This is a genomic window from Agrobacterium tumefaciens (genome assembly GCF_013337285.1).
Classification (GTDB): Bacteria; Pseudomonadota; Alphaproteobacteria; order Rhizobiales; family Rhizobiaceae; genus Agrobacterium; species Agrobacterium burrii.
In genome coordinates this window covers 1-22,700 of record NZ_SUPW01000008.1, presented here as the reverse complement: position 1 = coordinate 22,700, position 22,700 = coordinate 1, and the positions used below count along the sequence as shown (strand labels likewise).

The window sequence follows — 22,700 nt, the reverse complement described above, 5'->3', positions numbered from 1 at the left end:
TCATGAACGTCACTATCCTCGGAGCCGGCGTTGTCGGCGTGACCTCCGCCTGGTATCTGGCCAAAGCCGGACACAAGGTGACGGTGATCGACCGCCAGCCGGCCGCAGCGCTCGAAACCAGCTTTGCCAATGCGGGTGAGGTTTCGCCCGGTTATTCCTCGCCATGGGCTGCCCCCGGCATTCCAGTGAAGGCGATGAAATGGCTGTTCATGAAACATGCGCCGCTGATCATCCGCCCGACCGCCGATCCGGCGGCCTGGCGCTGGATGAGCCAGATGCTGCGCAACTGCACCTCGGCGCGTTATGCCATCAACAAAAGCCGCATGGTTCGCATCGCCGAATATAGCCGCGATTGCCTGATGGCGCTGCGCGACGAAACCGGCATTCAATATGACCAGCGCATGCAGGGCACACTGGAGGTTTTCCGCACCCAGAAGCAGTTCGATGGCATCGGCAAGGATGTCGACGTGCTGACGGCCGGCGGTGTGCCCTTCGAAATTCTCGACCGCGACGGCTGCGCTGCCATCGAACCCGGTCTCGCACCGGCCAAAGAAAAAATCGTCGGCGGCCTGCGTCTGCCCGGCGACGAGACCGGCGACTGCTTCATGTTCACCACCGAGCTTGCCCGCATGGCGGAAGAAGCCGGTGTTACCTTCATCTACGATACCGGCATCATGCGTCCCATCGTCGAGGCCGGTCGCATCAAGGCCGTGGAAACCACCAAAGGGCTGGTGGAGGCCGATATTTTCGTGGCTGCACTTGGCAGCTACTCTCCGCAATTCGTGCGCCAGCTCGGACTTAATCTGCCGGTTTACCCGGTCAAGGGTTATTCCATCACCGTTCCGGTGGTGAATGAGGAGCGCGCGCCCGTCTCCACCGTGATGGACGAGGCCTACAAGGTGGCGATCACCCGGCTGGGCTCGCGTATCCGCGTCGGCGGTATGGCGGAGATCGCCGGTTTCAGCAAGGATTTGCCGGCCGCACGGCAGGGGACGTTGACCCATTCGGTGGAAGACCTGTTTGGTGGCGCGGGGGACCAGAGCCAGGCGAAATTCTGGTGCGGCCTGCGCCCGATGACGCCTGACGGCACGCCGGTCATCGGCGCTACCCGCTACAGCAATCTTTACCTCAACACCGGCCACGGCACGCTCGGCTGGACCATGTCCTGCGGTTCCGCCCGCGTGCTTGCCGATCTCATCAGCGGGACCAAGCCGCAGATCGACACGCACGATCTGGCGATCAGCCGTTACGCCGCATGATCAACGCAAGCCGCGCCGCCACCCGGCGGCGCGGCTTGCGAAAACGCGCTGGCCCCGCTCGAATTTCGGCCGTCAACACGCCACAATTCATTCAGCGCCCGTTCAGCAGCAGCGCTATATTTCTTTAACCATCGAATTTGCAACTGGCAGCGCCCCTGCCGTTCTGGATGGAAAAAGACCATGTCGTCCTTTGCAGCTAAAACCGTTCTGACCGTCGCCGTTGCCGCCGCGACCATCGTTCCTTTCAACACGGCGTCTGCCGACGACTGGGGCCGTCGCGACCGTCGCGATGCCGCCATTCTGGGTGGCGTACTCGGCCTTGCCGCCGGTGTCGCCGTCGGCTCTGCCCTTTCCCGCCCGGCACCGGTGGATGATGAGCGCGTCTATATCGACCCGCCGCGCCGTTATGAGCCGAGCTATGTCTATGACGAGCCGGATTACCAGGAATACCGCCCGGCTCCCGTCTACCGTCCCGCTCCCGTCTATCGTCCGGCACCGGTCTATCGCCCGCAGCCGGTTTATGACAGCCGCCCGGTCTATGGTCAGCGCGCTACCTATCGCACCATCGAGCCGTGGACCAACGCCTGGTACGACTATTGCTCGCAGCGTTACCGCAGCTTCAACACCCGCACCGGCACCTACACGGATTATGACGGCCAGCGTCATTTCTGCGTTGCGGGCTAATCGCGGCAGCGGCTTCCAGCAGGAGCGATAGCAGAGTAGCTGAGCGTCATACTGGCGATGCGCGCCAATGCCTCCTCCGTCATCCTCGCCCTTGAGGCGAGGATCCACACTTTCGAACGCCGATGGATCCTCGCCTCAAGGGCGAGGATGACACCGAGTGTGGGAAAGCCGTCAAAAGCGTTGCGGCTCTTTCACGCCCCCTCAGTTCTTCACATAATCCGCCCGGTTGATACCGTGGCGTTGCAGCTTGTCATAAAACGTCTTGCGGGCAATGCCGAGCGTGGCGATTGTCTCCGCCACATCACCATTCGACTGCTCCAGCGTTTCGCGAATGATCCGCGCCTCGATCGCATCCATGCGTTCGGGCAAGGTGCCGGATGCGGGAATGGCAGCCTGTGCAACAGGTGCGGCCGCCGCTTCCGTTTCCAGCCCCAAAACCACTCTTTCGGCGAAATGCCCAAGTTCACGCACATTGCCCGGCCAGTCATGCTCCTGAAGGCGGCGGGAAATGCCGGCGCTGATCTGCGGCACGGCCATATTGAAGCGGTTGGCGGCCTTGGTGACAAAGTGGGAAAATAGCAGCGGAATATCCGCCTTGCGTTCCCGTAGCGGCGGTATCGACAGTGTCACCACGTTCAGCCGGTAATAGAGGTCTTCACGAAACGTGCCACGTTCGGCCGGATCGCCGAGATCCACCTTGGCCGCCGCCACCACGCGGATATCGACCGGCCGCTCGTCGTTTGAACCCAGCGGCGAGACCTCACGCATTTCCAGCACGCGCAGCATCTTCACCTGCACGGCAAGCGGCATGCTTTCGATCTCGTCCAGAAACAGCGTGCCGCCGCTCGAATGTTCGATGCGGCCGACACGTTTCTTCTGCGCGCCGGTAAAAGCGCCCGGCTCATGGCCGAAAAGCTCGCTTTCGATCACCGTTTCCGGCAGCGCACCGCAATTCAGCGCCACGAAATTGCCCCGCGAGCGCTTCTTGCTCCAGCGATGCAGTGCCGTCGCCACCACTTCCTTGCCGCTGCCCGTCTCGCCCGCCACCAGCACATCCACATCCGTATCGGCAATGTGCCTGAGCGTAGTGCGCAGCCGCTCCATGGCCGGCGTCTGTCCGATCAGCGGCAGATCGTCTTCCGCCTGCCCGGCAGCGCGGCGAAGTGCACGGTTTTCCAGTACGAGACGGCGCTTTTCCAGCGCACGGCGGGCACTTTCCACCATGCGCTCGGCCGGAAAGGGCTTGGCGATGAAATCATAGGCTCCGTTATGAAGCGCATCGACCGCCATCGGCACATCGCCATGGCCGGTGATGAGGATGACAGGCAGATCGGCATCGATCTTACGGACATGGTCGAAGAATTCCAGCCCCGTCATGCCCGGCATGCGCACATCCGTGATGATGATGCCGTCAAAATCCTCGTTCAGCGCCGCAAGCGCCTGCTCGGCGCGGGAAAAGGAGATGACCGACAATCCGTCGAGTTCCAGCGTCTGCACCATCGCCTTGCGCAGCTGTGAATCATCGTCCACCAGGAATATGGTTCCATCCACCGTCATGTCATGCTCGCTTCAGATATACGGAAAAAGCCGTGCCCGCCCCGCTGCTCGTTACCTCGATACGCCCGCCATAATCGGAAGCAATATCGTTGGAGATGACGAGGCCGAGACCGAGGCCGCTTTCCTTTGAGGTGTTGAAGGGCGAAAACAGCTGGGCGCGGATGGCCTCGGGAATACCCCCGCCATTGTCGCTGACCGAAAGCACGACCATGTCGCCCTCATCGCGCACGCGCACCTCGACGCGGGCAGCGCCAATCTCTTCAGTGGCTTCTAGCGCGTTTTGCAGAAGGTTGATAAGGATTTGCTCCAGCCGGATGCGGCTGCCCAGCACCTTCAAATCCTGATCCGGTAATGCGATATCCAGCGCGTCCATCTGCCCGGAAAAGCGGCTGCGCAACAGCATGACCGCGCCTTCGATGACCAGTTTGAGGCTGACCGGCTCGGCGGCGGTGCGGCCCTTGCGAGCCAAAATCTTCAGGTCGCCGGTAATCGTGCCGATGCGTTCGGTCAGCGCGGCGATGTTTTCGAGATTTTCGTTTGCCTCGGACATGCGGTCACGTTTCAGCAGGGTGCGGGCATTGTCGGCAAAGGCGCGGATTGTCGCCACCGGCTGGTTGATCTCGTGCGCCACACCCGCCGCCACCTGGCCGAGAATAGAGAGACGGTTGGCCTGAACCAGTTCATGCTGCACATTGCGCAACTCGCCTGTTGTCTTTTCATGCAGGGCGATTTCAGCCTGCAGATGGTCACGGGTCTTCGTCAAGTCGCGGGTCCGCTCCTGCACCTTTGTTTCCAGCTCAGCGCGGGCGCGCTGTTCCTCTTCCTTTTCCTTGAGCGTCTTGTGCCGACGCCACAGCCACAGGGCCGAAAGACCCATCAGCGGCATCAGCGTCGCCAGCGCCACCACCCTGCCCTCGCGGATCGCGGCGTTCAGCGCAGGTGCTACGGGTTGCAGGTAATGCAGGGTCCATGTGGTCGTCGGCACCGGCGTTTCCAGCCGCAGATAATCGCCGCGCTCCCGTCCCGGCTCATCGACATGGATCAGCGGAACATCATCGCCTGATGAGCGGGCCGGCCGGAACGGCAGGGTCGCCAGCGTCTCATTGCCGAATTGCAGGCTTTCGGAAATGACCTTTCGCCGCGCCTCGTCAATCGGTGCAACGGTCTTGAAGCGCCATTCCGGCACGCTCGTCATCAACACGACGCCGTTTCTGTCGACCACATAAACCGGCTTGCCGCCAATGTTCCAGTCCGATTCCAGACGATTGAATTCCACCTTGGCGATGACAACGCCGAGCGGTCTTCCGTCCGCGGCATCGATACGGCGGGAAATATAAAGACCCGGCCGGCGGCTGACATTGCCGAGGGCATAATGTTCGGACATGCCGGTCTTCATCGCCGCCTGAAAATATTCGCGGAACGCATAGTTGGAGCCGACGAAGCTGTCGTCCTGTCGCCAGTTGCTGGAGGCGATGGTCAGACCGGTCGGCCCGGTCACATAGATGACCGACGACTGCGTGCCTTCGATCAGCCCCTCCAGCTTGCGGTTCAGCCGGTCGACGGCAACGGCGTCCCCGCCATCCAGCGCGGTGGCAAGATCGGGATCACCTGACAGAACCAGCGGGATGGCGCGCGGCCGCTCCAGCGCGACATTCAGCAACGCAATCTTCAGTTCGGCATCGGTGGAAGCCTCGAAACCCGCCGTTCGCATTGCCTGATGACGGGCGAATTCATCGGCCACCAGCAGGGCGCCAAGACTGACGAGCAGCCACAGGCCGGCCAGCGCCAGCCATTGTGCGCGACGTTTCGCCTGAGAATGAGGTGCCTGATCCTGATAGGTCATGCGTTAATTGTGCGGATTTCCGCACAAACCGCAAGAGAATTTGTCCGGAATTCCGCACAAATGCGCGCGAGCCGGCAAAGCGTCAATAAAAACTACTTTTTAAATCAGTCAGTTACGACAAATAAACAAGTCTGGCATGCGTATTGCACATGACTCCGCAATCGGCGCGAAGCCGTCAACGTCACGGCGATCCCGGGAGGCCAATAAAGGCAGGGTGAGGCCGAGGAGGAAAAAACATGATCGATAGCACAGCCGTGGCCGCAGGCCACGCCAAGCAGCCATTTTACAAACACCTGTATTTCCAGGTTCTGGTCGCCATCATCGCCGGTATCGCGCTTGGCCATTTTTACCCGACCTTCGGTGAGCAGCTGAAGCCGCTCGGCGATGGCTTCATCCGCCTCGTCAAGATGATCATCGCTCCCGTCATCTTCCTCACCGTCGCAACCGGCATCGCCGGCATGAACGACATGAAGAAGGTTGGACGCGTGGCCGGCAAGGCCATGATCTACTTCCTGGTGTTCTCCACCCTCGCGCTCGTTGTCGGCCTCATCGTCGCCAATACCATACAGCCGGGCGCGGGCATGAACATCGATCCTTCCACGCTGGATGCCAAGGCTGTCGCGACCTACGCCGACAAGGCCCATGAGCAGACCATCACCGGCTTCCTGATGAACATCATCCCGACCACCATCGTCGGCGCATTTGCCAGCGGTGATATTCTGCAGGTGCTGTTCTTCTCCGTGCTATTCGGCATCGCGCTCGGCATCGTCGGCGAAAAGGGCAAGCCCGTCACCGATTTCATGCATGCCATGATGTATCCGATCTTCAAGCTGGTCGCGATCCTGATGAAGGCCGCACCCATCGGCGCTTTCGGCGCCATGGCGTTCACCATCGGCAAATACGGCATTTCGTCCGTCACCAACCTCGCCATGCTGATCGGCACTTTCTATATCACGTCAGCCCTGTTCGTGTTCGTGGTTCTGGGCGCCGTCTGCCGCTATAACGGCTTCTCCATCGTCGCGCTCATCCGCTATATCAAGGAAGAACTGCTGCTCGTTCTCGGCACCTCGTCTTCGGAAGCCGCGCTGCCGGGCCTGATGAGCAAGATGGAAAAGGCAGGCTGCAAGCGCTCCGTCGTCGGCCTCGTCATTCCCACCGGTTACTCCTTCAACCTTGACGGCACCAACATCTACATGACGCTGGCGGCTCTCTTCATCGCGCAGGCGACGGGCATCCACCTCTCCTTCGGTGAACAGATCCTGCTGCTGCTGGTGGCGATGCTGTCGTCCAAGGGTGCGGCCGGCATCACCGGCGCAGGCTTCATCACGCTCGCAGCCACGCTCTCGGTCGTGCCTTCGGTTCCTGTTGCCGGCATGGCGCTGATCCTCGGCATCGACCGCTTCATGTCGGAATGCCGCGCGCTCACCAACTTCGTCGGCAACGCGGTCGCCACCATCGTCGTCGCCCGCTGGGAAGGCGAACTGGATGAGGAACAGCTTGCCCGCGTGCTGAGTGGCCAGGAAGAAATCTCCGGCATCGCCGATGTGGATTCGCTGCCGGCTTCGGTTCAGCCCGCCGAATAATACGACCTCCCAAGGTCCGGCCTGTCCCGGCTCCGTCCGGACAGGCTCTCACATGAAAGCCGGCGCATTCGCTCGATGTGCCGGCTTTCTTCGTTCAAGCACATCTGCGAAAACGGTTCTTATCGCAAAGCCGATGCTGTAAAGCCAGACAGAGCGAATGCGAAGAACGGAGTAGGCCCCACATGAAGAACCTGTTTCTGGCCTGGCAATTCTGGGCGCTGTTATCGGCGGCTTTCGCGGCATTGACCGCGATTTTTGCGAAAGTCGGCATCGAAAACGTCAATTCCGATTTTGCCACCTTCATCCGCACCATCGTCATTCTCGCCGCCGCGGGCCTGATGGTTTATGTCACCGGCAACTGGCAGCAGCCCTCCACCGTCTCGGGGCGCACCTGGCTGTTCCTCGTGCTTTCGGGTCTGGCGACCGGCGCATCGTGGATATGTTATTTCCGGGCGCTGAAAATCGGCGATGCCGCCCGCGTCGCGCCCATCGACAAACTCAGCGTCGTCTTCGTCGCCGTCTTTGCGGTGCTGTTTCTGGGGGAAAGGCTGTCGTTGCCCAATTGGCTCGGCGTGGTGCTGATCGCCTGCGGCGCCGTACTTGTGGCCTACAGGGGATAAGATGAGGCCGGCCGGATAAACCGGCCGACGCTAACTATAAAACCTTCAACCGCGTGTAGCCGCGACCTTGTCGAGACCGCGTTTCACGCCGGCAAACAGCTCATCCAGCTGCTCGGCGGTGATGATCAGCGGCGGGCAGAAGCATATGGATTCGCCGATCGGCCGGGTGATGACACCCTCTTCCTCGATGGCGGCGGCAATGGCGAGCGTCGTATCGCCGGGCTTGAGGCCTTCCCATGGCCTCACTTCCAGCGCACCGAGAAGACCGACGCCGCGTGAGGAATGAATGAGCGGATGCTCGGCAAGCGCCTTCAGATGATCGAGGAACCTGCCTTCCAGCCGGGCGACATTGCCGACCAGATCACGCTCCTGGATGATCTTCAGGTTTTCCAGCCCCACCGCCGTCGCGACCGGATGACCGGAAGCGGTGTAACCATGGCCGAAGGAGCCGATACGATCGGACTCATCGGCAATCGGCTGGTAGAAACTATCATTCATGATGATCGCTGAAAGCGGCATGTAGGACGACGAAATCTGCTTGGAAACGACCAGCACATCCGGCTTGATGCCATAGGTCTCGCAGGCAAACATCTTGCCGGTGCGGCCAAAACCGCAGATCACCTCGTCCACGACAAGCAGAATGTCGTATTTCTTCAGGATCGCCTGCACGCCCTCCCAATAGCCTTCCGGCGGCAGCAGAACACCGCCGGCGCCCATCACCGGTTCGCCCCAGAAGGCGGCAATGGTCTCGGGGCCTTCGCTGAGGATGAGGTCTTCCAGTTCTTTCAGGATACGCGCGGTGAAATCCGCCTCGCTTTCTCCATCCTTTCCGAAATGCACATAGGAGGGGCAGGCCGTGTGCAGCATGCGGTCCAGCGGCAGATCGAAGCTTTCATGGTTGCGCGGCAGGCCGGTGATCGAGGCGGATGCGATCGTGACGCCGTGATATCCCTTGATGCGACCGATGATCTTTTTCTTGTTCTTGTTGCCCAGCGCGTTCGAGCGATACCAAACCATCTTCGCAGCAAGATCATTCGCCTCGGAGCCGGAAGAGGTGAAATGCACCTTCGACATCGGCACCGGTGAAAGCTCGATCAGCAGCTCGGCAAGATCGACGGACGGGCCATGCGTCTTGTAGGAAAAAGTGTGGTAATAGGGCAGCTTCTGCATCTGCTTCGTCGCCGCGTCCACCAGCCGCTGCTCACCGAAGCCAAGCGCCACGGACCACAGCCCCGCCATCGCCTCGATGTAACGCTTGCCGCTGCTGTCGGTGACATAGATGCCATCACCGCTTTCGATCACCAGACCGCCGGTCTTTTCGAATTTGCGCAGGTTGACGTTCGGGTGCATCTGATAGGCGATATCGCGTGCCTCGACGGAATTCGGCAGGATGGTCATCGGTAAAGGCTCCGTTGGTTGGATGGGCTGAGGCGTCAGACGTGCTGGCCGCCATTGATGTGAATTTCCGCGCCGTTGATGTAGCTCGACTGCTCCGAGCAGAGGAAATAGATGGTCTGCGCCACCTCCGCCGTGGTGCCCAGCCGGCCGAGCGGCACTTGGGCTTCAACCAGTTCTGCGGTTCCGGGGGAGAGGATGGCGGTGTTGATCTCACCCGGCGCTATGGCGTTGGCGCGCACGCCGCGCGGGCCGAATTCATGCGCCAGTTCCCGCGTCAGCGCCGCCAGTGCTGCCTTCGATGTGGCATAGGCCACGCCGGCAAAAGGATGCACCCGCGAGCCGACAATGGAGGTGACGTTGACGATGCAGCCTTTCGCCTCCTCCAGTTCCGGCAACAGTGCGCGGGCGAGCAGCGCCGTGGAGACGAGGTTGACGTTGAGCACCCGGGTCCAGATGTCAGCCGTGGTGTCGGCGACACCGAGACGGCTGCCGCCTTCGCCCTTTGGCGAGATACCGGCATTGTTGACAAGGGCGGCAAGCTTTCCTTCCGGCAGGCGCGAACGCACCTCAGCCGCCAGATCTTCGATGCTGGACAAATCCTCAATATCCGCCTGGATATGGCTCTCCCGCGCCGAGGGCCAGCGGCATTCCTCTGAGAAAGGTTGCCGCGATACGGTGAGAATCCTCCAGCCCTTCTCCTGAAACAGCTTGACGGTGGCATGTCCTATTCCACGGCTTGCGCCGGTCAGAAGCATAAAAGGAACTGCCATATAAGAACTCCCGTGCCATGCGGACCGTTGAGCCGATCGAACATTCAGCCCGCATGTTAGAGAGTTACAACAGGTGGACAAGGGCTTTTTTGTCGCGGCGTACCGGCGGGAAACGCGCCACGGGCTAATCCCATTTGATGGGCGCCTTTCACCCGAAGGGAATATTTGAAGCCGGCCATTTGCCCATAAAATGAAACCTCCCGAATGTGTGATCTGTATTGGGAGGGGGCAAGAATGCGTATCGACATCATCGACACCGAGGCCGGCTTCGAGGCGATCCGGCAAAACTGGGAAGCTGTGTACATCGCTGATCCCCATGCCCGGCATTTCCTCTCCTGGGGCTGGCTCAGGGATTATATGCCGCACCGCCAGCGCTGGTTCATTCTGGCTCTGCGTGAACGCCCGGAAGGCTCACCCTATGTGGCGTTTTTCCCGCTGCGCCTCGTCACCGAGCCGGACAAGAAAACCGGCCGCTTCCACGACAGCATCGTCATGGCCGGCAATGCGGCCGCCGATTACACCGGCTTCATCACCCTGCCGGACTATGAAAATCACGCCGTCGCCGGTTTCTGCTCCTTCATTCGCCAGCAGAACTGGACCGAACTCAAGCTCGACTACCTCTCCGGCCCGCCGGAACGGCACAGTGCGATGGTCCGCGCACTTCAGGGACCGCTCGTCATGTTCCGCGACAACATGCCGACCAACCCCTATAACATCAACAATTGCATCTGCCCGGTTGTCACCCTGCCCGACACTTTCGATGGCTATCTCGACAGCCATATGAGCAGCCAGACCCGCCAGAAGCTCAGGCGCTTCCTGCGGAAAGTGGAGGGCGGCGATGAATATCGCATCACCTTTGCAACGCGGGAAACGATCAAGCGGGACATGGATATCCTGTTCGATTTCTGGCGTATTCGCTGGGCGCCCCACAAAGGCAAGGAGCGCACGGAACTTTTGATCGGCGCGACGCGGCAGATGCTGATGGATGTCTATATCCGAGGCGATCTGGAAGTGCCTGTCCTGTGGTTTGGCGACCAGCCGCTGGGGGCGCTGGCCAACATCATCGACCGGCAAAAAAAGTCGGTGCTTTTCTACATCACCGGCCGCGATGAAAACTGGAAGACCCCCTCGCCCGGCCTCGTGCTGCACGGGCACTGCATCCGCCGGGCCATCGACCAGGGTTTAAAAACCTATGACTTCCTGCGCGGCAACGAGCCGTATAAGTATTTCTTCGGACCGGAGGAGCAGAAACTCAGCTGCACACTGTTCCGCACCCGCTCGGGCGAAAATCTCGGCGGCACGCTCAACCCGCGCAGCGTCCGCTTCGTCTATGAGCAGGGTCTCAAATTTTACAAGACCGGCAAGAAACCGGCCGCCAACATCGCCTTTGCCCAGGTGCTGGCGGCAGCACCCGACCATTCCGGCGCGCAATTTGGTCTCGCCAACCTGTCTTTCGACCGGGGTGAGTTTCGGGAGGCGGAAATCGCCTTTCTGGCGCTTCTTGCCAGCGGTCAGGACCCGGTGCTGCTCTGGATGCGCATCGGTGAGGCGCGGCTGGCGCAACAACATTATCACGAGGCGTCAGAGGCTTTCCGGCAGGTGACCAATCGCGCGCCCTTCCACCGCGAGGCGCTTTATAAATGCGCCGTCGCCCTCATCGCCGCCGAAAGGGCGGTGGAAGGGGCAGAAATCCTCGACAGGCTGCAGCACTATCATTCGGACGACGCCGCGCATCTGGAATATGCCGAGAAAGCGCGCGCGGCCCTTGCACGGCTGGAACTGGCCAAACCAAAGGTCGCTTTGCCTGCCGATGTCATCACGCTTGCCGCCAAAACCAAGACAACGGGCAAACGCTGGCACCCGCCAAAGGTTTTGCATTGAAGGCAATGATCTGTAAGTTGCGGCAGGAAAAACCGGCCGCAACCTGCAGGGATTTTTATGTTTCTGACCAATAAGGACATGCTAGACCTCGTCGAGCTTCGCCATGATCTGCACCGGCATCCGGAAATCTCCGGCGAAGAAAAGGAAACAGCCCGACGCATCCGCGTTTTCCTCGAACAGGCAAAACCTGACAAGCTTCTTGCCGATCTGGGTGGCCATGGCGTCGCAGCGGTCTATGACAGCGGCAAAAGCGGCCCGGCGATCCTGATCCGGTCCGAACTCGATGCGCTGCCCATTCACGAAAAAAGCGAGGCCGAATACCGCTCCGGCACCGACGGCAAGGGCCATCTTTGCGGCCATGACGGCCACTCGACCATTCTGACGGCGCTGGCGCTTGGCCTTTCCCGCAACCGACCGCAAACCGGCAGCGTCATCCTCCTTTATCAGCCGGCGGAAGAAACCGGCTCGGGTGCCGCCGCCGTCATCGCCGATCCGCGCTTTGAGGAGATAGCGCCGGATTACGCCTTCTCGCTGCATAATCTTCCCGGTCTGCCATTCGGCCATGTCAGCGTGGTGGAAGGCCCGGTCAATTGCGCCTCCCGCGGCATCAAGATTCGCCTTTCCGGCAAGACGGCGCATGCTTCTTCGCCGGAACACGGCGTTTCGCCGATGCGGGCGATATCGCAGTTGATGCCGGCCTTGACCGATCTTGGCTCCGGCTTTCCGCCAGAACCCGATTTTTCGATGGTGACGATCACCCATGCGGTGATGGGCGAAGCGGCCTTCGGCATTTCCCCGGCCGACGCGGAAGTCTGGGCGACGCTCCGCACGCTCACCGACGACCGGATGGAAAAGCTCTGCACGGCTGCGGAAGCGCTCGCGAAAAAGCTGGCGGACGAACAGAAACTGGCGCTCGATATCACTTACGACGATATCTTCCTGCATTGCGAAAATGCGCCTGACGCAGTCGATCACATCCTGAGGGCGCTGGATGAGGAGAAAATTTCCCACAATTCGGAAGGGCTGCCCATGCGCGCTTCCGAAGATTTCGGCCGCTTCCGTGCCGTCTCGTCATCGGCCATGTTCTTTTTGGGCGCGGGCAAGGACTACCCCAACCTGCACAATCCCGACTATGATTTTCCGGACGCGTTGATCGGCATCGGCGCTGGCATCTTCATGCGCATCATCCGCAACCTGACGGATGCGGGATAGAAGCGGCCATTCTCTGGCCGCCGTAACTTAGCCCCCTTGCGGACCGTTGCTCGGCCGGGCGGCGCGCACCGCGGCCAGTCCGCGGATGCCGTCCTTATTGCCGATCGACGTCAGGCTTTCGAAAATCTGCGCGGCGTCACCGTAACGGCGCATGGCAAGATAGGAATAACCGCGCAGCACCATCAGATCGGCGCGCTCATCAGCAAGCCGTGAACGCTGATCGAGCAGCAGCAGCGTTTCCGCATAGCGTTTCGACTGGAAGGCGGAAACCGCCCTGTCCGCTAGGATCGAGACCTGCAACTCGGTCGCGCGCGGGCGATCCATGCCCGATTTCGTCGCCGAAACGGCCGCATGGTCCGTCAGCCCCATGCGCAGATAGGCAAGGCTCTGGCCATAGGCCGCATCGCTTTTTACCGTCGACTGGCCGCCTTCAATGGCGGATTCGAAGGCTTTCAGGGCCTCCGCCGGCCGGTTGGTCTCCATCAGGCACCAGCCAAGATCGAGCGCCTGCTGCGGCGGCAGTCGCTGCGGATCGGGATAGGCTGCGCAGGAACGGGGGCGCGATGCGGCGCTGGCTTCCCGTTGCGCTTGCGTCGGGCGGCGTGCCTGCTTGCGCGAAGGCTCCGGAGCCGATTGCTGAACGGTTGGTTGACTGTACACCACCGCTGTCTCCGCCTGCGGCGCATAGGGTGCCGGTGCTGTCGTCGGAGAGACTGCGGCAACAGGCGGTGCGGTTACCGGCGTCAGCGGTTGCCCGGACTGATCCACCATGCGTGCGGTTCCCACATCGGCAATGCGCTGCGAGCGGCTTGCCCATTGCTGCTGGATGCCGCGCAGACCGGCCAGATTGCGCAGGTCATGATAGCTGAGCGCCACGCCATAGGCCGAAGGCTCGTCATCCGGTTTCCAGCCAAGCGCGGTACTGAACCATTGCAAGGCAAGCGGCGTCTGCCGGAAGGCGAGCGAATACCAGCCGAATTGCTGCGCCGTCGCCGCATCCTTGCGCGCCACCGTTTCGGCAGCGATGCGTTGCAGCACATCCGGCGGCAGCACGACAGGCGGTTCAAGCGCCAGAAGATTGGCCGTTGCGGCAAGATAGGTGGCGAGCGCGTCATCGGAGGAGGTGCGCCATTTATGCATGACGTCTTCGGCCTCACGCGGCTCGTTGCGGTCGATCAAGGCCAGCGCCAAGCCTTGCGAAGCAGAAGCGCTGTCTTCTTCTTCCCGCGCCTTGCGGAACCATTTTTCCGCCTCCGCCATGTTCTTCTGGCGAATATTGTACCAGCCGAGCAGCAGGGCGTCGCTGGCCAGCTTGTCAGTTTCGGCAAGTCTTTCAAGCCGCATCAGGTAAGCGGAAGGGACGGAAATGCCCTCCTTCTCCCCCGCCTTCGCCACGAACTGGCGGGCGAGATCGTTCTTGACCGGTTCGAATTCCAGTTGGCCATCGGCGCCGGGTTTTTCCTTGGTCAGCAGCTCGCTCATCATCTCCGCCGGCAAAAGCGCCGACGCCTTCTGCACCGTCGCAAGCCTGTCGCTTGGCATCGTGCAATTGTTGAGAATATAGAGATAGGCGTCCCGCGCCCGCCCCATGCGGTCGGTATTGGCGAAGGCATCCGCCACCCGCCACAAAACATCGACTTCGCTGCAGGTCAGCAGACCGGGGTTGTTGGCGGCCGCATCAACCACCGTCGCATATTGCTTGAGATCAGACGCATTGACGAGCCGCTGGCGGGCCTCGGCAAGCGAAAGCATGCCGGTCAGATTGTCTGGCGGCTGCCAGCCGGGTTCCGCCTGCTGGCGGTCGGCAATCGCCTTTCGCACTTCGGCGTAGCGGCCATCGGTATAAAGCTGCCACATGGCATCGAGTTTGGGATCGCCATTTTCTGGAATGGCGAGCGGATCGGCCGGTGGCGTCCAGTTCGGATAAAGCGTGCGTAGCCGGGCAATCTCGGCCTGAAGGCGCTGGGTATCGCCCCTCGCAGCGAAATAACGCAGCGCGCTGAGATCGACCTCGGGCATATTGGCCGCAGCCGGCTCAGCCGCGCGGGGAGTGGGAGCCTGCGCCATTTGCGGCTGTGGTGATTGCCAGCCGGCCTGCGGCGGGCGGTCCATCGCCGGCACCGTTACCGGCGGCGTTGCGGCCGGCACCGTGACAGGCGGCGTCACCTGCGCCATCTCGCGATTTTTGACGAAGGCGTTGATCTGCGCCGGATTGGCCGCTGTCGGAGACATACGTGGCACCGCGCGGTTGTCGCCCACCGCCGAGGTGTGCACATCAGACACTCGTCCAAGAATGCTGTCGCGCCAGTGGAAGGCGGCAAGCGCAATCAGAAGCAGGATGAGAGCCGAAGTCGACAGTGGCTTGTTCATCGGCATTCCCCGTTATTCCTCGCCAGAAACGACAATGCCAGAAGATGCAATGTGGAAGGATAATAAAGTGTTGGCTGGAAGCTTTTAAGTTCGGCGGGAATGGCCGGACCGCCGGCAACGCAGGCCGCCAGTGCCGGAATGATGCGGTAGCCGGGGTCCGACAGCACGTCCTTGACCGCTCCGCTCTTCAGATCGAAGGTTCCGGCCGCACCGCTTTCCAGCGCCATGCCGTCTTTCAGCCGCGCCAGCAGTTCCGGTACTCCCATTTTCGCCCTTGAGAGGTAAAGCGGTATGCGCACCGCATTATAACCGAATTCCGCAGGAAAACCCGCCGCCGGCTGCGGCTTCGTTTTCACCGATACCCAGTCGGCCGGCAATTTTCTGTCGCCGAAGGCGAATGCGCCGACCTGCGCCACGCCATCATCGGCAAGCGCCTTCCAGAGCGGTGATGGCGCAACCAGGTCGAGCACCGGAAAGGCTTCGAAAATCAGATAGGATGGATTGACCACCGGGCCATCGGCCCTGTCATTTTCACCAAACCCGCTGCCAGCCGGCAAAAGCAGCGTTCTACCACCACGCTGCACCACTGTTTTTTTGAGGATGGCGTTTGCGATGGCTGCGGACGCTTCGGCATAATCCTGCCGGTTCCACTGGCCGGCGGCGAGCGCCAGCGCATAGGCGATCAGGATATCGCCATCGGTCGCGTTATTGATGTCAGTGACGTGCGGCCGGGTGCGCGGATCCCATTTCCAGGCGGAAAGCCCGTCGTCACGCACCAGCAGCTCCGTGCGGGTGAAGCTCCAGATCAGTTCGAAATCGGCAAGGTTGTCGGAGAGCACGGCAAGCCACATGCCGTAACCCTGCCCTTCGCTGTGGCTGATATTGCCGTTGCCGGTATCGATGATGCGCCCGCCGGGATCGAGAAAGGCGTTTTTATACGCAGACCACGCTTCCGGTGACACCGATGCGGCGTGGCCGATGGAGATGCTGGCGACCAATGCCATCACGGACAGGCAGATAATGCGGGCAAGTTTCGAAATCCCGCCCGTCATCGATGTCGTCCCATCAGCCGCAGCATCACGAAGGTGGCGAAACCCAGAAGCGACACGAAACCGATGAATGCCAGCGAATAGGAAAGCACATTGGAGGACAGCCAGTTGGCAGCGATCAGTCTCCAGTTGGAGAGCGAAAACGCTCCGGTGATATAAAAATACGGCCGCTCCACCTCGACTGTTTCGACCTTTTCCGCAGTCGCATCGTAAGCGGCAACCCGTCCGGTGACGTCGCCCCAGCGGTTCTCGCGCGTTATCGCCGACATGCCGTCGAGAAGTTCGGCCGACGTCGGCGCGGTGGCAAGCGTCCAGACGCCTTCGCCGGAAGGGCTAAGCCCCTGCGCCAGCATGAAGGAGACATTGGCGGGCGGGGCATACGGTTGCTCGGCCGCCGGCAGGAAGCGTAGCGTCTCCGAACTCAGGTCGAAATTCCGCTTCATCCAATCCTCGAAGGACGAGACCTGCCCCTCCCAGACGCCGCCATCGACCCTCTCCCGCCAGTCGTTGAACAAGGTTTCGCTGCTCTGCGCGGGCGGCTGAACACCGGTTCCGACTTTCCAGGATATCTGGCTGGAGGGAACGAGATTGAACTGGCTGATCAGCGCCTGCGGAAATTGCGAAATCGTTCCGACAAACAGCGCATCCCGATCACCGATCACCAGCGGCGAGGCGACGGTCTCAACATTGATCGGATGTCCGGCAACACTCGCAAGCCGGCTGACGAGGGTTGCCGCCGCCGACATGGTGTCGGTATCAAACCGGTCCAGCGAGAGCGCAACCGGGCTTCCGGCAGCCCTGTAGGGCTGGCCAGCCCCGGCCATCGCCGCGAGATCCGGCTTGCGACCGATCCGGGCATAATCCGGAATATGGATTTCGGTGGTGTCGAACAGGGCAAAACGCGGGGTCGTGCTGGCCGGCGCACCCGGCGCGCAGGCTTGATCCTGCGCCGTCATCAACACCGCCTCGATTGTTATCTTGTTCGGTCCCGGCTTCAGGTGGCGCATCGTGACGTTGATGGGTAGATGCCGGAAAATACCGCCGCCATTGTTGGAGATCGGCACCGTCGAAGCGATCTCGTCATTGACGTAGATGTCGATATGGCTGCCAGGCAAGACCTGCGAGGAATAGGCCGCGTCGAGCAGCAGCGATGCCTCGCCATAGGCCGAGGCATAAAAATCGGCGGGCATGCCGATATAAAACTCGTTGCGGAAACGGCGTCCGCTAAATTCGCTGCTTTCGAGACCGAGTTCGGACAGCGCGATACGGCGGTCCGAGGTGATGAGCGGAACATCCGGCGCATGCCAGCTGCGGGTCGAAAAAGCCGTTCGCTGGGCGCCGGGCGCACGCGATATTGACGAAAACAGCGTCTCTATGGCCGCCTGCACCGCCTGCGGAGTGGGGCCGCTGACGAAAAGCGGCGAGAAGCCGCCTGGCGCGACGCTGCCAAAACCGGCAAAGGCGCCCGCCGATGCTTCCGGCGGCAACGCCCCGGCTATACCCGCAATCTCACGGGCGGTGCCTGCCAGAACCGTCAGTGTTCCGGGCTTGCGCTCGGAGGAAGGGGCCGTCACGAAGCGGATGGTCTGGTTGGGCATCTGGGTTCTGAGCGCCAGCGCCTGCGAAAGGCGCAGGAGTGAATCCGCAAATGCCGGATTACCGAGCGACGGCGCAACGATCTCGATCGAAGTCGCCGCCTTGCCGTCCGGTCCAGTCGCCTGAATGTCGTCTATATTGGCGAAAGCGCCGGCAACATCGGCGTTGAAGCCGATGTAGGTATTCGCCGGGTTGATGTCAGTCCACAGATCGTAGGTGGACTGGATCGTGCAATCCGTCCTGTGCCGCTGCTGCACGCCGAGCGTCACGACGTTTGAGCCGACCTGCAACACGCCGGGAGGTATTTTCAGGGAGACATTGCCCTCACCGTCAGGCGCTTCAATGCGCGCCACATCCAGTGGAACATTGTTCAGGCTGACCTGAAAATTCGAGCTTTCAGGCGCGACCACAATGGCGTTCTGATAACCGATATTAAGCGAAACGGCGGCATTGGCCTGTTCGGGCGTCAGATAGATACCCCATTGCCGCCGGGCCATCTCGCCGGAAAGGCTGAGCTTCTCATAGGGCAATATATAACGTCGGCGGCTATCAGCAGCTGATAAGGGGGCCTGCGCCGTGGCTGGTCTTGCTCCCTCCTGACGCGGAGGAACGGGAACGGGCGGAACCGATGCAGGCGGAACGGCGGTCCGCTGCGGCGGTTGCGGCATTGGCGCCGGCTGAACCACAAAGGGCGGCTGCGCCGGTGGTATCGCCGGAGGCTGGACCGGCGACGGCTGGCTGGGCGCAGCGGGAGGAACGACAACGGGCGGCGGCACCGGCGCAGGCGCAGTCTGCGCGGGCCTTTCCGGCGACATATCAAAGGGTGAGGACTGCGCCATCGCACCGGTTGCGGCGGCGCTCCACATCAATGCTATAAGCGAACCCCTGATCTTTCTGCCGCCGGTCATTTTACAGCTCCGGCAGGTTTGACGCTTTTGGCGGCAGGTCGCAGCGCCTTGGCCAGATAAAAGAGCCCGCGCTGCGTCTGAAACAGCGATATCGCCAGAAAGATCGCCGTGCCGCGGATGAGTCCGGGGTTCTTGCGGCGCACGCGCTGGAACTCGCTCCATTGTTCGGAATTGGCGAAGATCAGGTCGGCAATCAGGCGGTGATCAATGGCGCGCTGCGGCGAGAAGGTGCAGCCGATGGAAACCAACCCTTCGCCACGAACCGTCCGGACCACGTTGACGGGCATGGTGTCCGGCACGCCTTCGCTATGCGGCTTGACCCGGACGATCGCCGTCGTGTCCTTGGCAACAGCGGTTGCGCCATCGAACAGATTGATCAGCAGGCCATGCACCGAGACGTTATCGATGGAGGCCGGCAGCCATGCATCGCTGCCTTCGAGCTTCACCTCGCAGCGCCGCTTGACGGTGATGCGCCGCGATGCCGACTTGTCGCCGCGCTCGGAGACGACACCGAGTGCGCAGCCTGCGAAGATGAGGTTGAGCAGGTTCCAGCCGCCGACGACGAGCGTCACATCGGCCTTGTACGGCTCGCTATAGATGCGCCAGATCGCAAAAGCCATCGCCACTACCAGAAGCGCGAAGATGACGAAGAACGGGCGGCTGATCTCGGAAAGCCGCGCCTCGGCAATGGATTCGTCTTTCGCCGTCACCTTGAAGGTCGGTTTGCCGGGATTGAAGATCACCGAAACGACGGCGGGCAGCAAGTGAACCGTCTGCACATATTCGTAAAGTTCGGAAATCCACGGCCAGCGGAAGCTGCCATAGAGATAGTTCTGCATCATCAGGTTCACGAGCATATAAGCGGCCGTATAGGCGAGGAACTCCCCGCCCGAGGCCACGAAAATCTGAAGATCGAAGAACAGGTAGAACAACGGCGCGAACAGGAAGATCGTGCGCGGGAACGGGAAAAGCCAGAACAGCGTCGAAGACATGTAACAAAGGCGCTGCGTGAAGGAGAGGCCGCGCTTGAACAAGGGCTGGCGAAAGATCAGGATCTGCATCATGCCCTGCGCCCAGCGGCTGCGCTGGCCGATGAAGCTCGCGAATGTGGCCGGTTGCAGACCGGCGATCAGCGGCTTGTCGACATAAATGCTGTTCCAGCCGCGCGAATGCAGCGCCAGCGCCGTTTCGCAATCCTCGGTGATGCTGACGCCGCTGAAGCCATCGGAATCCTGCAGCGCCTCGCGCCGCAGCACGGCGGCGGAACCGCAGAAAAATGCCCCGTTCCACTTGTCGAGACCGCGCTGGATGATGCCGTAAAACATCTCGTTTTCGCTCGGCATCGTCTCGAAGGTGCGCAGGTTGCGCTCGATGGGATCGGGATTGACGAAGAAATGCGGCGTCTGCACCAGAAAGAGCCGGGGGTCTTCCTCGAAATAACCAACCGTCTCCAGAAGGAAATCGCGGGCAGGCGCATGGTCGGCGTCAAACACCGTGACGAGTTCGCCGGTCGAATGGGCAAGACCGTTATTGAGATTGCCGGCCTTGGCGTGGACGTTGCGCTCGCGCGTCAGGTAACGCACGTCGAGATCCTCGCAAAGCTTCTTCAGCTCATCGTGGCGGCGCTGCGCCGCCTGCGCCTCAACGATGTTACTGGCATTGCGCTTCTGCACCGAGCCGCCATCATCCAGCAGCCAGACGGTGAACCGGTCGGCCGGATAATCCATGTTCTTGGCTGCCGCCAGCGTGTTGGCCAGAAGCTCCGCATCTTCATTATAACTCGGCACGAAGACGTCGACAGTCGGCCGATAGTCCGGCGAGCCGGGCCGCGTCTTGCGCGACGGCAGCGGCATGGAGACGATGACGAGGCTGAGGCCCAGCATGACGACGCTGTACATTTCCGCGAGATAAAGCAGAAAGCCGGGAATGAAGTTTTCGAGCTGGTTGATGGGCGGCAGCGTGCTGGTGGTCCGCCAGTAGACGTAACGCAGAACGATGGCCGTGCCGAAACCCAGGGCCACCAGACGCCAGGCCCCCTGCCCGTTAAATCCTTTGATGGTCGCCAGAAGAACGAGCGAGATCGCGGTGGCGACCAGATGCGTCTGCAGGCTGACGGGCATCGTGACGATGGCCAGAACGCAAAGCGACACAAGCAACCAGACAATGACTGTGATGGCCTTGTTCATCCGACAACTTTCCGTTCTCTTCCCCACCCGGCATTAACGCCCGGAATGTGGGCGACCTGCGCCTCGACATCTTCTTTCGCTGCGGCTCCACAGATCATCAGCATCCCTGAACCCCTCCCGAACCGGACAGGCATGCGGGCGACGGAATGGCGACCTGCGGAACCTGCGATGGCGGCTGACCGCCCTCCACCGGTGTGTTACCGGCCCGCCTGCCTGCCATCGTCGGCCTTGCGGACTGGACGGGTGATCCGACTGACGAGGGCGACGGAATGCTGACCGCCGCGACCGGAGGCAGCGGCTGCGGTTCCGGCTGAGCCGGTGCGACGGCGACAGCGCGACGGACCGGCGGCGTTGTCGGCACGCTCCCGGTCACTTCGCCGCCGGGCCGCATCGGCACCTCGTTTGTCTTCAGGGGATAGACCGGATTACCCGGGCGGCCGAGATTTGCGTTCACCCCCTGCGGCGTGCCGTAAGGGTTCCAGCTTTCCGAGGCATAGGTGCCGGTGATCGTGTAATTATACATGACCGCCAGAAGCCGCTCGACACTCGCGCCGGATTGGCAAAGGCGCAGCCGCACCTTGATGCGGCCGAGATTGCGGAAATCCTGCCGCATGCTTTCCGGTGAGCGTATATCCTGCCAGCCATAAAGGCAGGTATCGTCGCCCCGGCCGCTGCCGGCGGCATAAGAAAACGCGCCATAGCCGTTCTGCAGGTAATTTGCCGACATGGCGATGTTTTGACCCGGAAACTCCGTGCGGATTTCCCGCGCGACGGAGGCTGCCCTAAAACCGCTGAAACCAAGAGCATCGCGATCGGTATCGCCGGCCTGCTGCGGGCCGAAAAACTCTGCCTTGATATAATTCTGTCCGGGTGTCGCGGCCTCGGAGCGCAATATGATCTGCTGCGCCACCGCATTGGAATAGGTGTGATTGACCACGGTGACGACTTCCGGACCACCGGGTGGCGGGAAAACCAGCGCCTGCGACGGAGACAACATCTGCGCGCCCCCGAACGAACGAACGCCCGCGGGAGTATTGCAGCCCGAAAGAACCGCAATCGAGAACAGCAATGAAGTATAGGCAGAAAATTTCACTGCCTTGTGCCCCTCTATTGCCCCAACGCCGCCCAGATTAAAAAGAGGCCGAATCACTAGTGACGAGACCATTGCTACGAAATACGTGAGGACTACGAATAAGCAATCTCAAATTTTCGTTGTAATTTCTGACACTTTATGGATTCCGAATCACCTTGGACGCGTTATTTGCCATACAAGACGGTGGAACCAATCGCATTGGCACGGGTTGGCTCAGCGTGAGGTCGATGATTTTACGGTTGCAGCGCAATATGTCCCATGGTCTACTTGCTTCTATAATCACGTATTTTATTGATCTATCTTTTATTAACCTGTAAAAACAGAGAGTTGACGTATGACAGTGCAATTTCCGAGTGCCGCTCAGGCGCTTGCCGAAGAGGTCGGAACATTACGGAAATGGCTGGATGAAGATGCCCTGCCCTTGTGGTGGGAGGCGGGTTCCGCCCGTCCGGATGGCGGCTTTTACGAGCGCCTTGGCCAGGATGCCAAACCGGTTTTTTCCGATGACCGCCGCGCCCGCGTTCAGCCACGCCAGGCCTATTGTTTCGCCGCTGCCGGCCAGCATGGCTGGCAGGGGCCATGGAAAGACGCGCTCCTGCATGGCTTGAGCTGGTTCGAAAAGGTCTATCGCCTCGATAACGGCCTTTACGGAAACCTCGCCGACCAGACCGGAAAACTCATCGATCCGTCT

General features: G+C 61.1%; 16 protein-coding genes. 7 read left to right on the top strand and 9 right to left on the bottom strand.

Going from position 1 to position 22,700, the window contains the following annotated elements; genetic code table 11:
- The first annotated feature begins 2 nt into the window (after positions 1–2).
- Together FCH38_RS19230 and FCH38_RS19225 are read left to right on the top strand one after the other, a co-directional pair.
- Entirely contained in the window at positions 3–1,259 is a 1,257-nt protein-coding gene (locus tag FCH38_RS19230) for a D-amino acid dehydrogenase (RefSeq protein WP_174374785.1), read from the top strand.
- A gap of 180 nt (positions 1,260–1,439) precedes the next feature.
- Entirely contained in the window at positions 1,440–1,943 is a 504-nt protein-coding gene (locus FCH38_RS19225) for a BA14K family protein (RefSeq protein WP_174374784.1), read from the top strand.
- Positions 1,944–2,144: 201 nt separating this feature from the next.
- Here FCH38_RS19225 and FCH38_RS19220 read toward each other — a convergent pair whose 3' ends face one another.
- Together FCH38_RS19220 and FCH38_RS19215 are read right to left on the bottom strand one after the other, a co-directional pair.
- The gene (locus tag FCH38_RS19220) at positions 2,145–3,500 is read right to left on the bottom strand and encodes a sigma-54-dependent transcriptional regulator (protein ID WP_174374783.1); all 1,356 of its coding nucleotides are present in this window, start codon (positions 3,498–3,500) and stop codon (positions 2,145–2,147) included.
- A 1-nt stretch (position 3,501) separates the two neighbouring features.
- The gene (locus FCH38_RS19215; RefSeq protein ID WP_174374782.1) at positions 3,502–5,343 is read right to left on the bottom strand and encodes a sensor histidine kinase; all 1,842 of its coding nucleotides are present in this window, start codon (positions 5,341–5,343) and stop codon (positions 3,502–3,504) included.
- Positions 5,344–5,579: 236 nt separating this feature from the next.
- On the opposite strand from FCH38_RS19215, the gene FCH38_RS19210 reads away from it, so the two are divergent.
- Together FCH38_RS19210 and FCH38_RS19205 are read left to right on the top strand one after the other, a co-directional pair.
- On the top strand, positions 5,580–6,926 hold the full coding sequence (locus FCH38_RS19210; protein WP_174374781.1) for a dicarboxylate/amino acid:cation symporter: 1,347 nt from the start codon (positions 5,580–5,582) through the stop codon (positions 6,924–6,926).
- A 182-nt stretch (positions 6,927–7,108) separates the two neighbouring features.
- Positions 7,109–7,546, top strand: a complete 438-nt coding sequence (locus tag FCH38_RS19205; protein WP_149899164.1) for an EamA family transporter — start codon at positions 7,109–7,111, stop codon at positions 7,544–7,546.
- Between the two features lie 45 nt (positions 7,547–7,591).
- Here the strand turns inward: FCH38_RS19205 and FCH38_RS19200 are convergent, their stop codons facing one another.
- Together FCH38_RS19200 and FCH38_RS19195 are read right to left on the bottom strand one after the other, a co-directional pair.
- The gene (locus FCH38_RS19200; RefSeq protein WP_174374780.1) at positions 7,592–8,944 is read right to left on the bottom strand and encodes an aspartate aminotransferase family protein; all 1,353 of its coding nucleotides are present in this window, start codon (positions 8,942–8,944) and stop codon (positions 7,592–7,594) included.
- Between the two features lie 35 nt (positions 8,945–8,979).
- Positions 8,980–9,714: an SDR family NAD(P)-dependent oxidoreductase gene (locus FCH38_RS19195; protein WP_174374779.1), complete on the bottom strand. Its 735-nt coding sequence runs from the start codon at positions 9,712–9,714 to the stop codon at positions 8,980–8,982.
- A 234-nt stretch (positions 9,715–9,948) separates the two neighbouring features.
- On the opposite strand from FCH38_RS19195, the gene FCH38_RS19190 reads away from it, so the two are divergent.
- Entirely contained in the window at positions 9,949–11,595 is a 1,647-nt protein-coding gene (locus tag FCH38_RS19190) for a GNAT family N-acetyltransferase (protein WP_174374778.1), read from the top strand.
- A gap of 57 nt (positions 11,596–11,652) precedes the next feature.
- Positions 11,653–12,807 (top strand): amidohydrolase, encoded by a 1,155-nt coding sequence (locus FCH38_RS19185; RefSeq protein WP_174374777.1) that lies wholly within the window; start codon positions 11,653–11,655, stop codon positions 12,805–12,807.
- A gap of 27 nt (positions 12,808–12,834) precedes the next feature.
- Here the strand turns inward: FCH38_RS19185 and FCH38_RS19180 are convergent, their stop codons facing one another.
- The 5 genes from FCH38_RS19180 to bcsN all read right to left on the bottom strand — a co-directional run bounded on the left by FCH38_RS19180 (position 12,835) and on the right by bcsN (position 22,009).
- Positions 12,835–15,183: a cellulose synthase gene (locus tag FCH38_RS19180; RefSeq protein WP_174374776.1), complete on the bottom strand. Its 2,349-nt coding sequence runs from the start codon at positions 15,181–15,183 to the stop codon at positions 12,835–12,837.
- Positions 15,174–16,229 carry a glycosyl hydrolase family 8 gene (locus FCH38_RS19175; RefSeq protein WP_174374775.1) on the bottom strand — a complete coding sequence of 352 codons (1,056 nt, stop codon included), beginning with the start codon at positions 16,227–16,229 and terminating at the stop codon, positions 15,174–15,176. Before FCH38_RS19175 ends, FCH38_RS19180 begins: the two co-directional genes overlap by 10 nt.
- The gene (locus tag FCH38_RS19170; protein ID WP_149899169.1) at positions 16,226–18,730 is read right to left on the bottom strand and encodes a cellulose biosynthesis cyclic di-GMP-binding regulatory protein BcsB; all 2,505 of its coding nucleotides are present in this window, start codon (positions 18,728–18,730) and stop codon (positions 16,226–16,228) included. The genes FCH38_RS19175 and FCH38_RS19170 overlap by 4 nt, the downstream gene beginning before the upstream one ends.
- Positions 18,727–20,916 (bottom strand): UDP-forming cellulose synthase catalytic subunit, encoded by a 2,190-nt coding sequence (gene bcsA / locus FCH38_RS19165; RefSeq protein WP_174374774.1) that lies wholly within the window; start codon positions 20,914–20,916, stop codon positions 18,727–18,729. The genes FCH38_RS19170 and bcsA overlap by 4 nt, the downstream gene beginning before the upstream one ends.
- Positions 20,917–21,013: 97 nt before the next feature.
- Positions 21,014–22,009: a cellulose biosynthesis protein BcsN gene (bcsN, locus tag FCH38_RS19160; protein WP_336510814.1), complete on the bottom strand. Its 996-nt coding sequence runs from the start codon at positions 22,007–22,009 to the stop codon at positions 21,014–21,016.
- Between the two features lie 334 nt (positions 22,010–22,343).
- Here bcsN and FCH38_RS19155 point away from each other — a divergent pair.
- A partial coding sequence (locus FCH38_RS19155) for an AGE family epimerase/isomerase (RefSeq protein ID WP_174374772.1) occupies positions 22,344–22,700 on the top strand: 357 nt, incomplete at its 3' end.

What these genes read in the sequence shown, in the direction of transcription:
- FCH38_RS19230 (WP_174374785.1), top strand. Translation starts at nt 3, where the DNA reads ATGAACGTCACTATCCTCGGAGCCGGCGTTGTCGGCGTGACCTCCGCC.
- FCH38_RS19225 (WP_174374784.1), top strand. Translation starts at nt 1,440, where the DNA reads ATGTCGTCCTTTGCAGCTAAAACCGTTCTGACCGTCGCCGTTGCCGCC.
- FCH38_RS19220 (WP_174374783.1), bottom strand. Translation starts at nt 3,500, where the DNA reads ATGACGGTGGATGGAACCATATTCCTGGTGGACGATGATTCACAGCTG.
- FCH38_RS19215 (WP_174374782.1), bottom strand. Translation starts at nt 5,343, where the DNA reads ATGACCTATCAGGATCAGGCACCTCATTCTCAGGCGAAACGTCGCGCA.
- FCH38_RS19210 (WP_174374781.1), top strand. Translation starts at nt 5,580, where the DNA reads ATGATCGATAGCACAGCCGTGGCCGCAGGCCACGCCAAGCAGCCATTT.
- FCH38_RS19205 (WP_149899164.1), top strand. Translation starts at nt 7,109, where the DNA reads ATGAAGAACCTGTTTCTGGCCTGGCAATTCTGGGCGCTGTTATCGGCG.
- FCH38_RS19200 (WP_174374780.1), bottom strand. Translation starts at nt 8,944, where the DNA reads ATGACCATCCTGCCGAATTCCGTCGAGGCACGCGATATCGCCTATCAG.
- FCH38_RS19195 (WP_174374779.1), bottom strand. Translation starts at nt 9,714, where the DNA reads ATGGCAGTTCCTTTTATGCTTCTGACCGGCGCAAGCCGTGGAATAGGA.
- FCH38_RS19190 (WP_174374778.1), top strand. Translation starts at nt 9,949, where the DNA reads ATGCGTATCGACATCATCGACACCGAGGCCGGCTTCGAGGCGATCCGG.
- FCH38_RS19185 (WP_174374777.1), top strand. Translation starts at nt 11,653, where the DNA reads ATGTTTCTGACCAATAAGGACATGCTAGACCTCGTCGAGCTTCGCCAT.
- FCH38_RS19180 (WP_174374776.1), bottom strand. Translation starts at nt 15,183, where the DNA reads ATGCCGATGAACAAGCCACTGTCGACTTCGGCTCTCATCCTGCTTCTG.
- FCH38_RS19175 (WP_174374775.1), bottom strand. Translation starts at nt 16,229, where the DNA reads ATGACGGGCGGGATTTCGAAACTTGCCCGCATTATCTGCCTGTCCGTG.
- FCH38_RS19170 (WP_149899169.1), bottom strand. Translation starts at nt 18,730, where the DNA reads ATGACCGGCGGCAGAAAGATCAGGGGTTCGCTTATAGCATTGATGTGG.
- bcsA (WP_174374774.1), bottom strand. Translation starts at nt 20,916, where the DNA reads ATGAACAAGGCCATCACAGTCATTGTCTGGTTGCTTGTGTCGCTTTGC.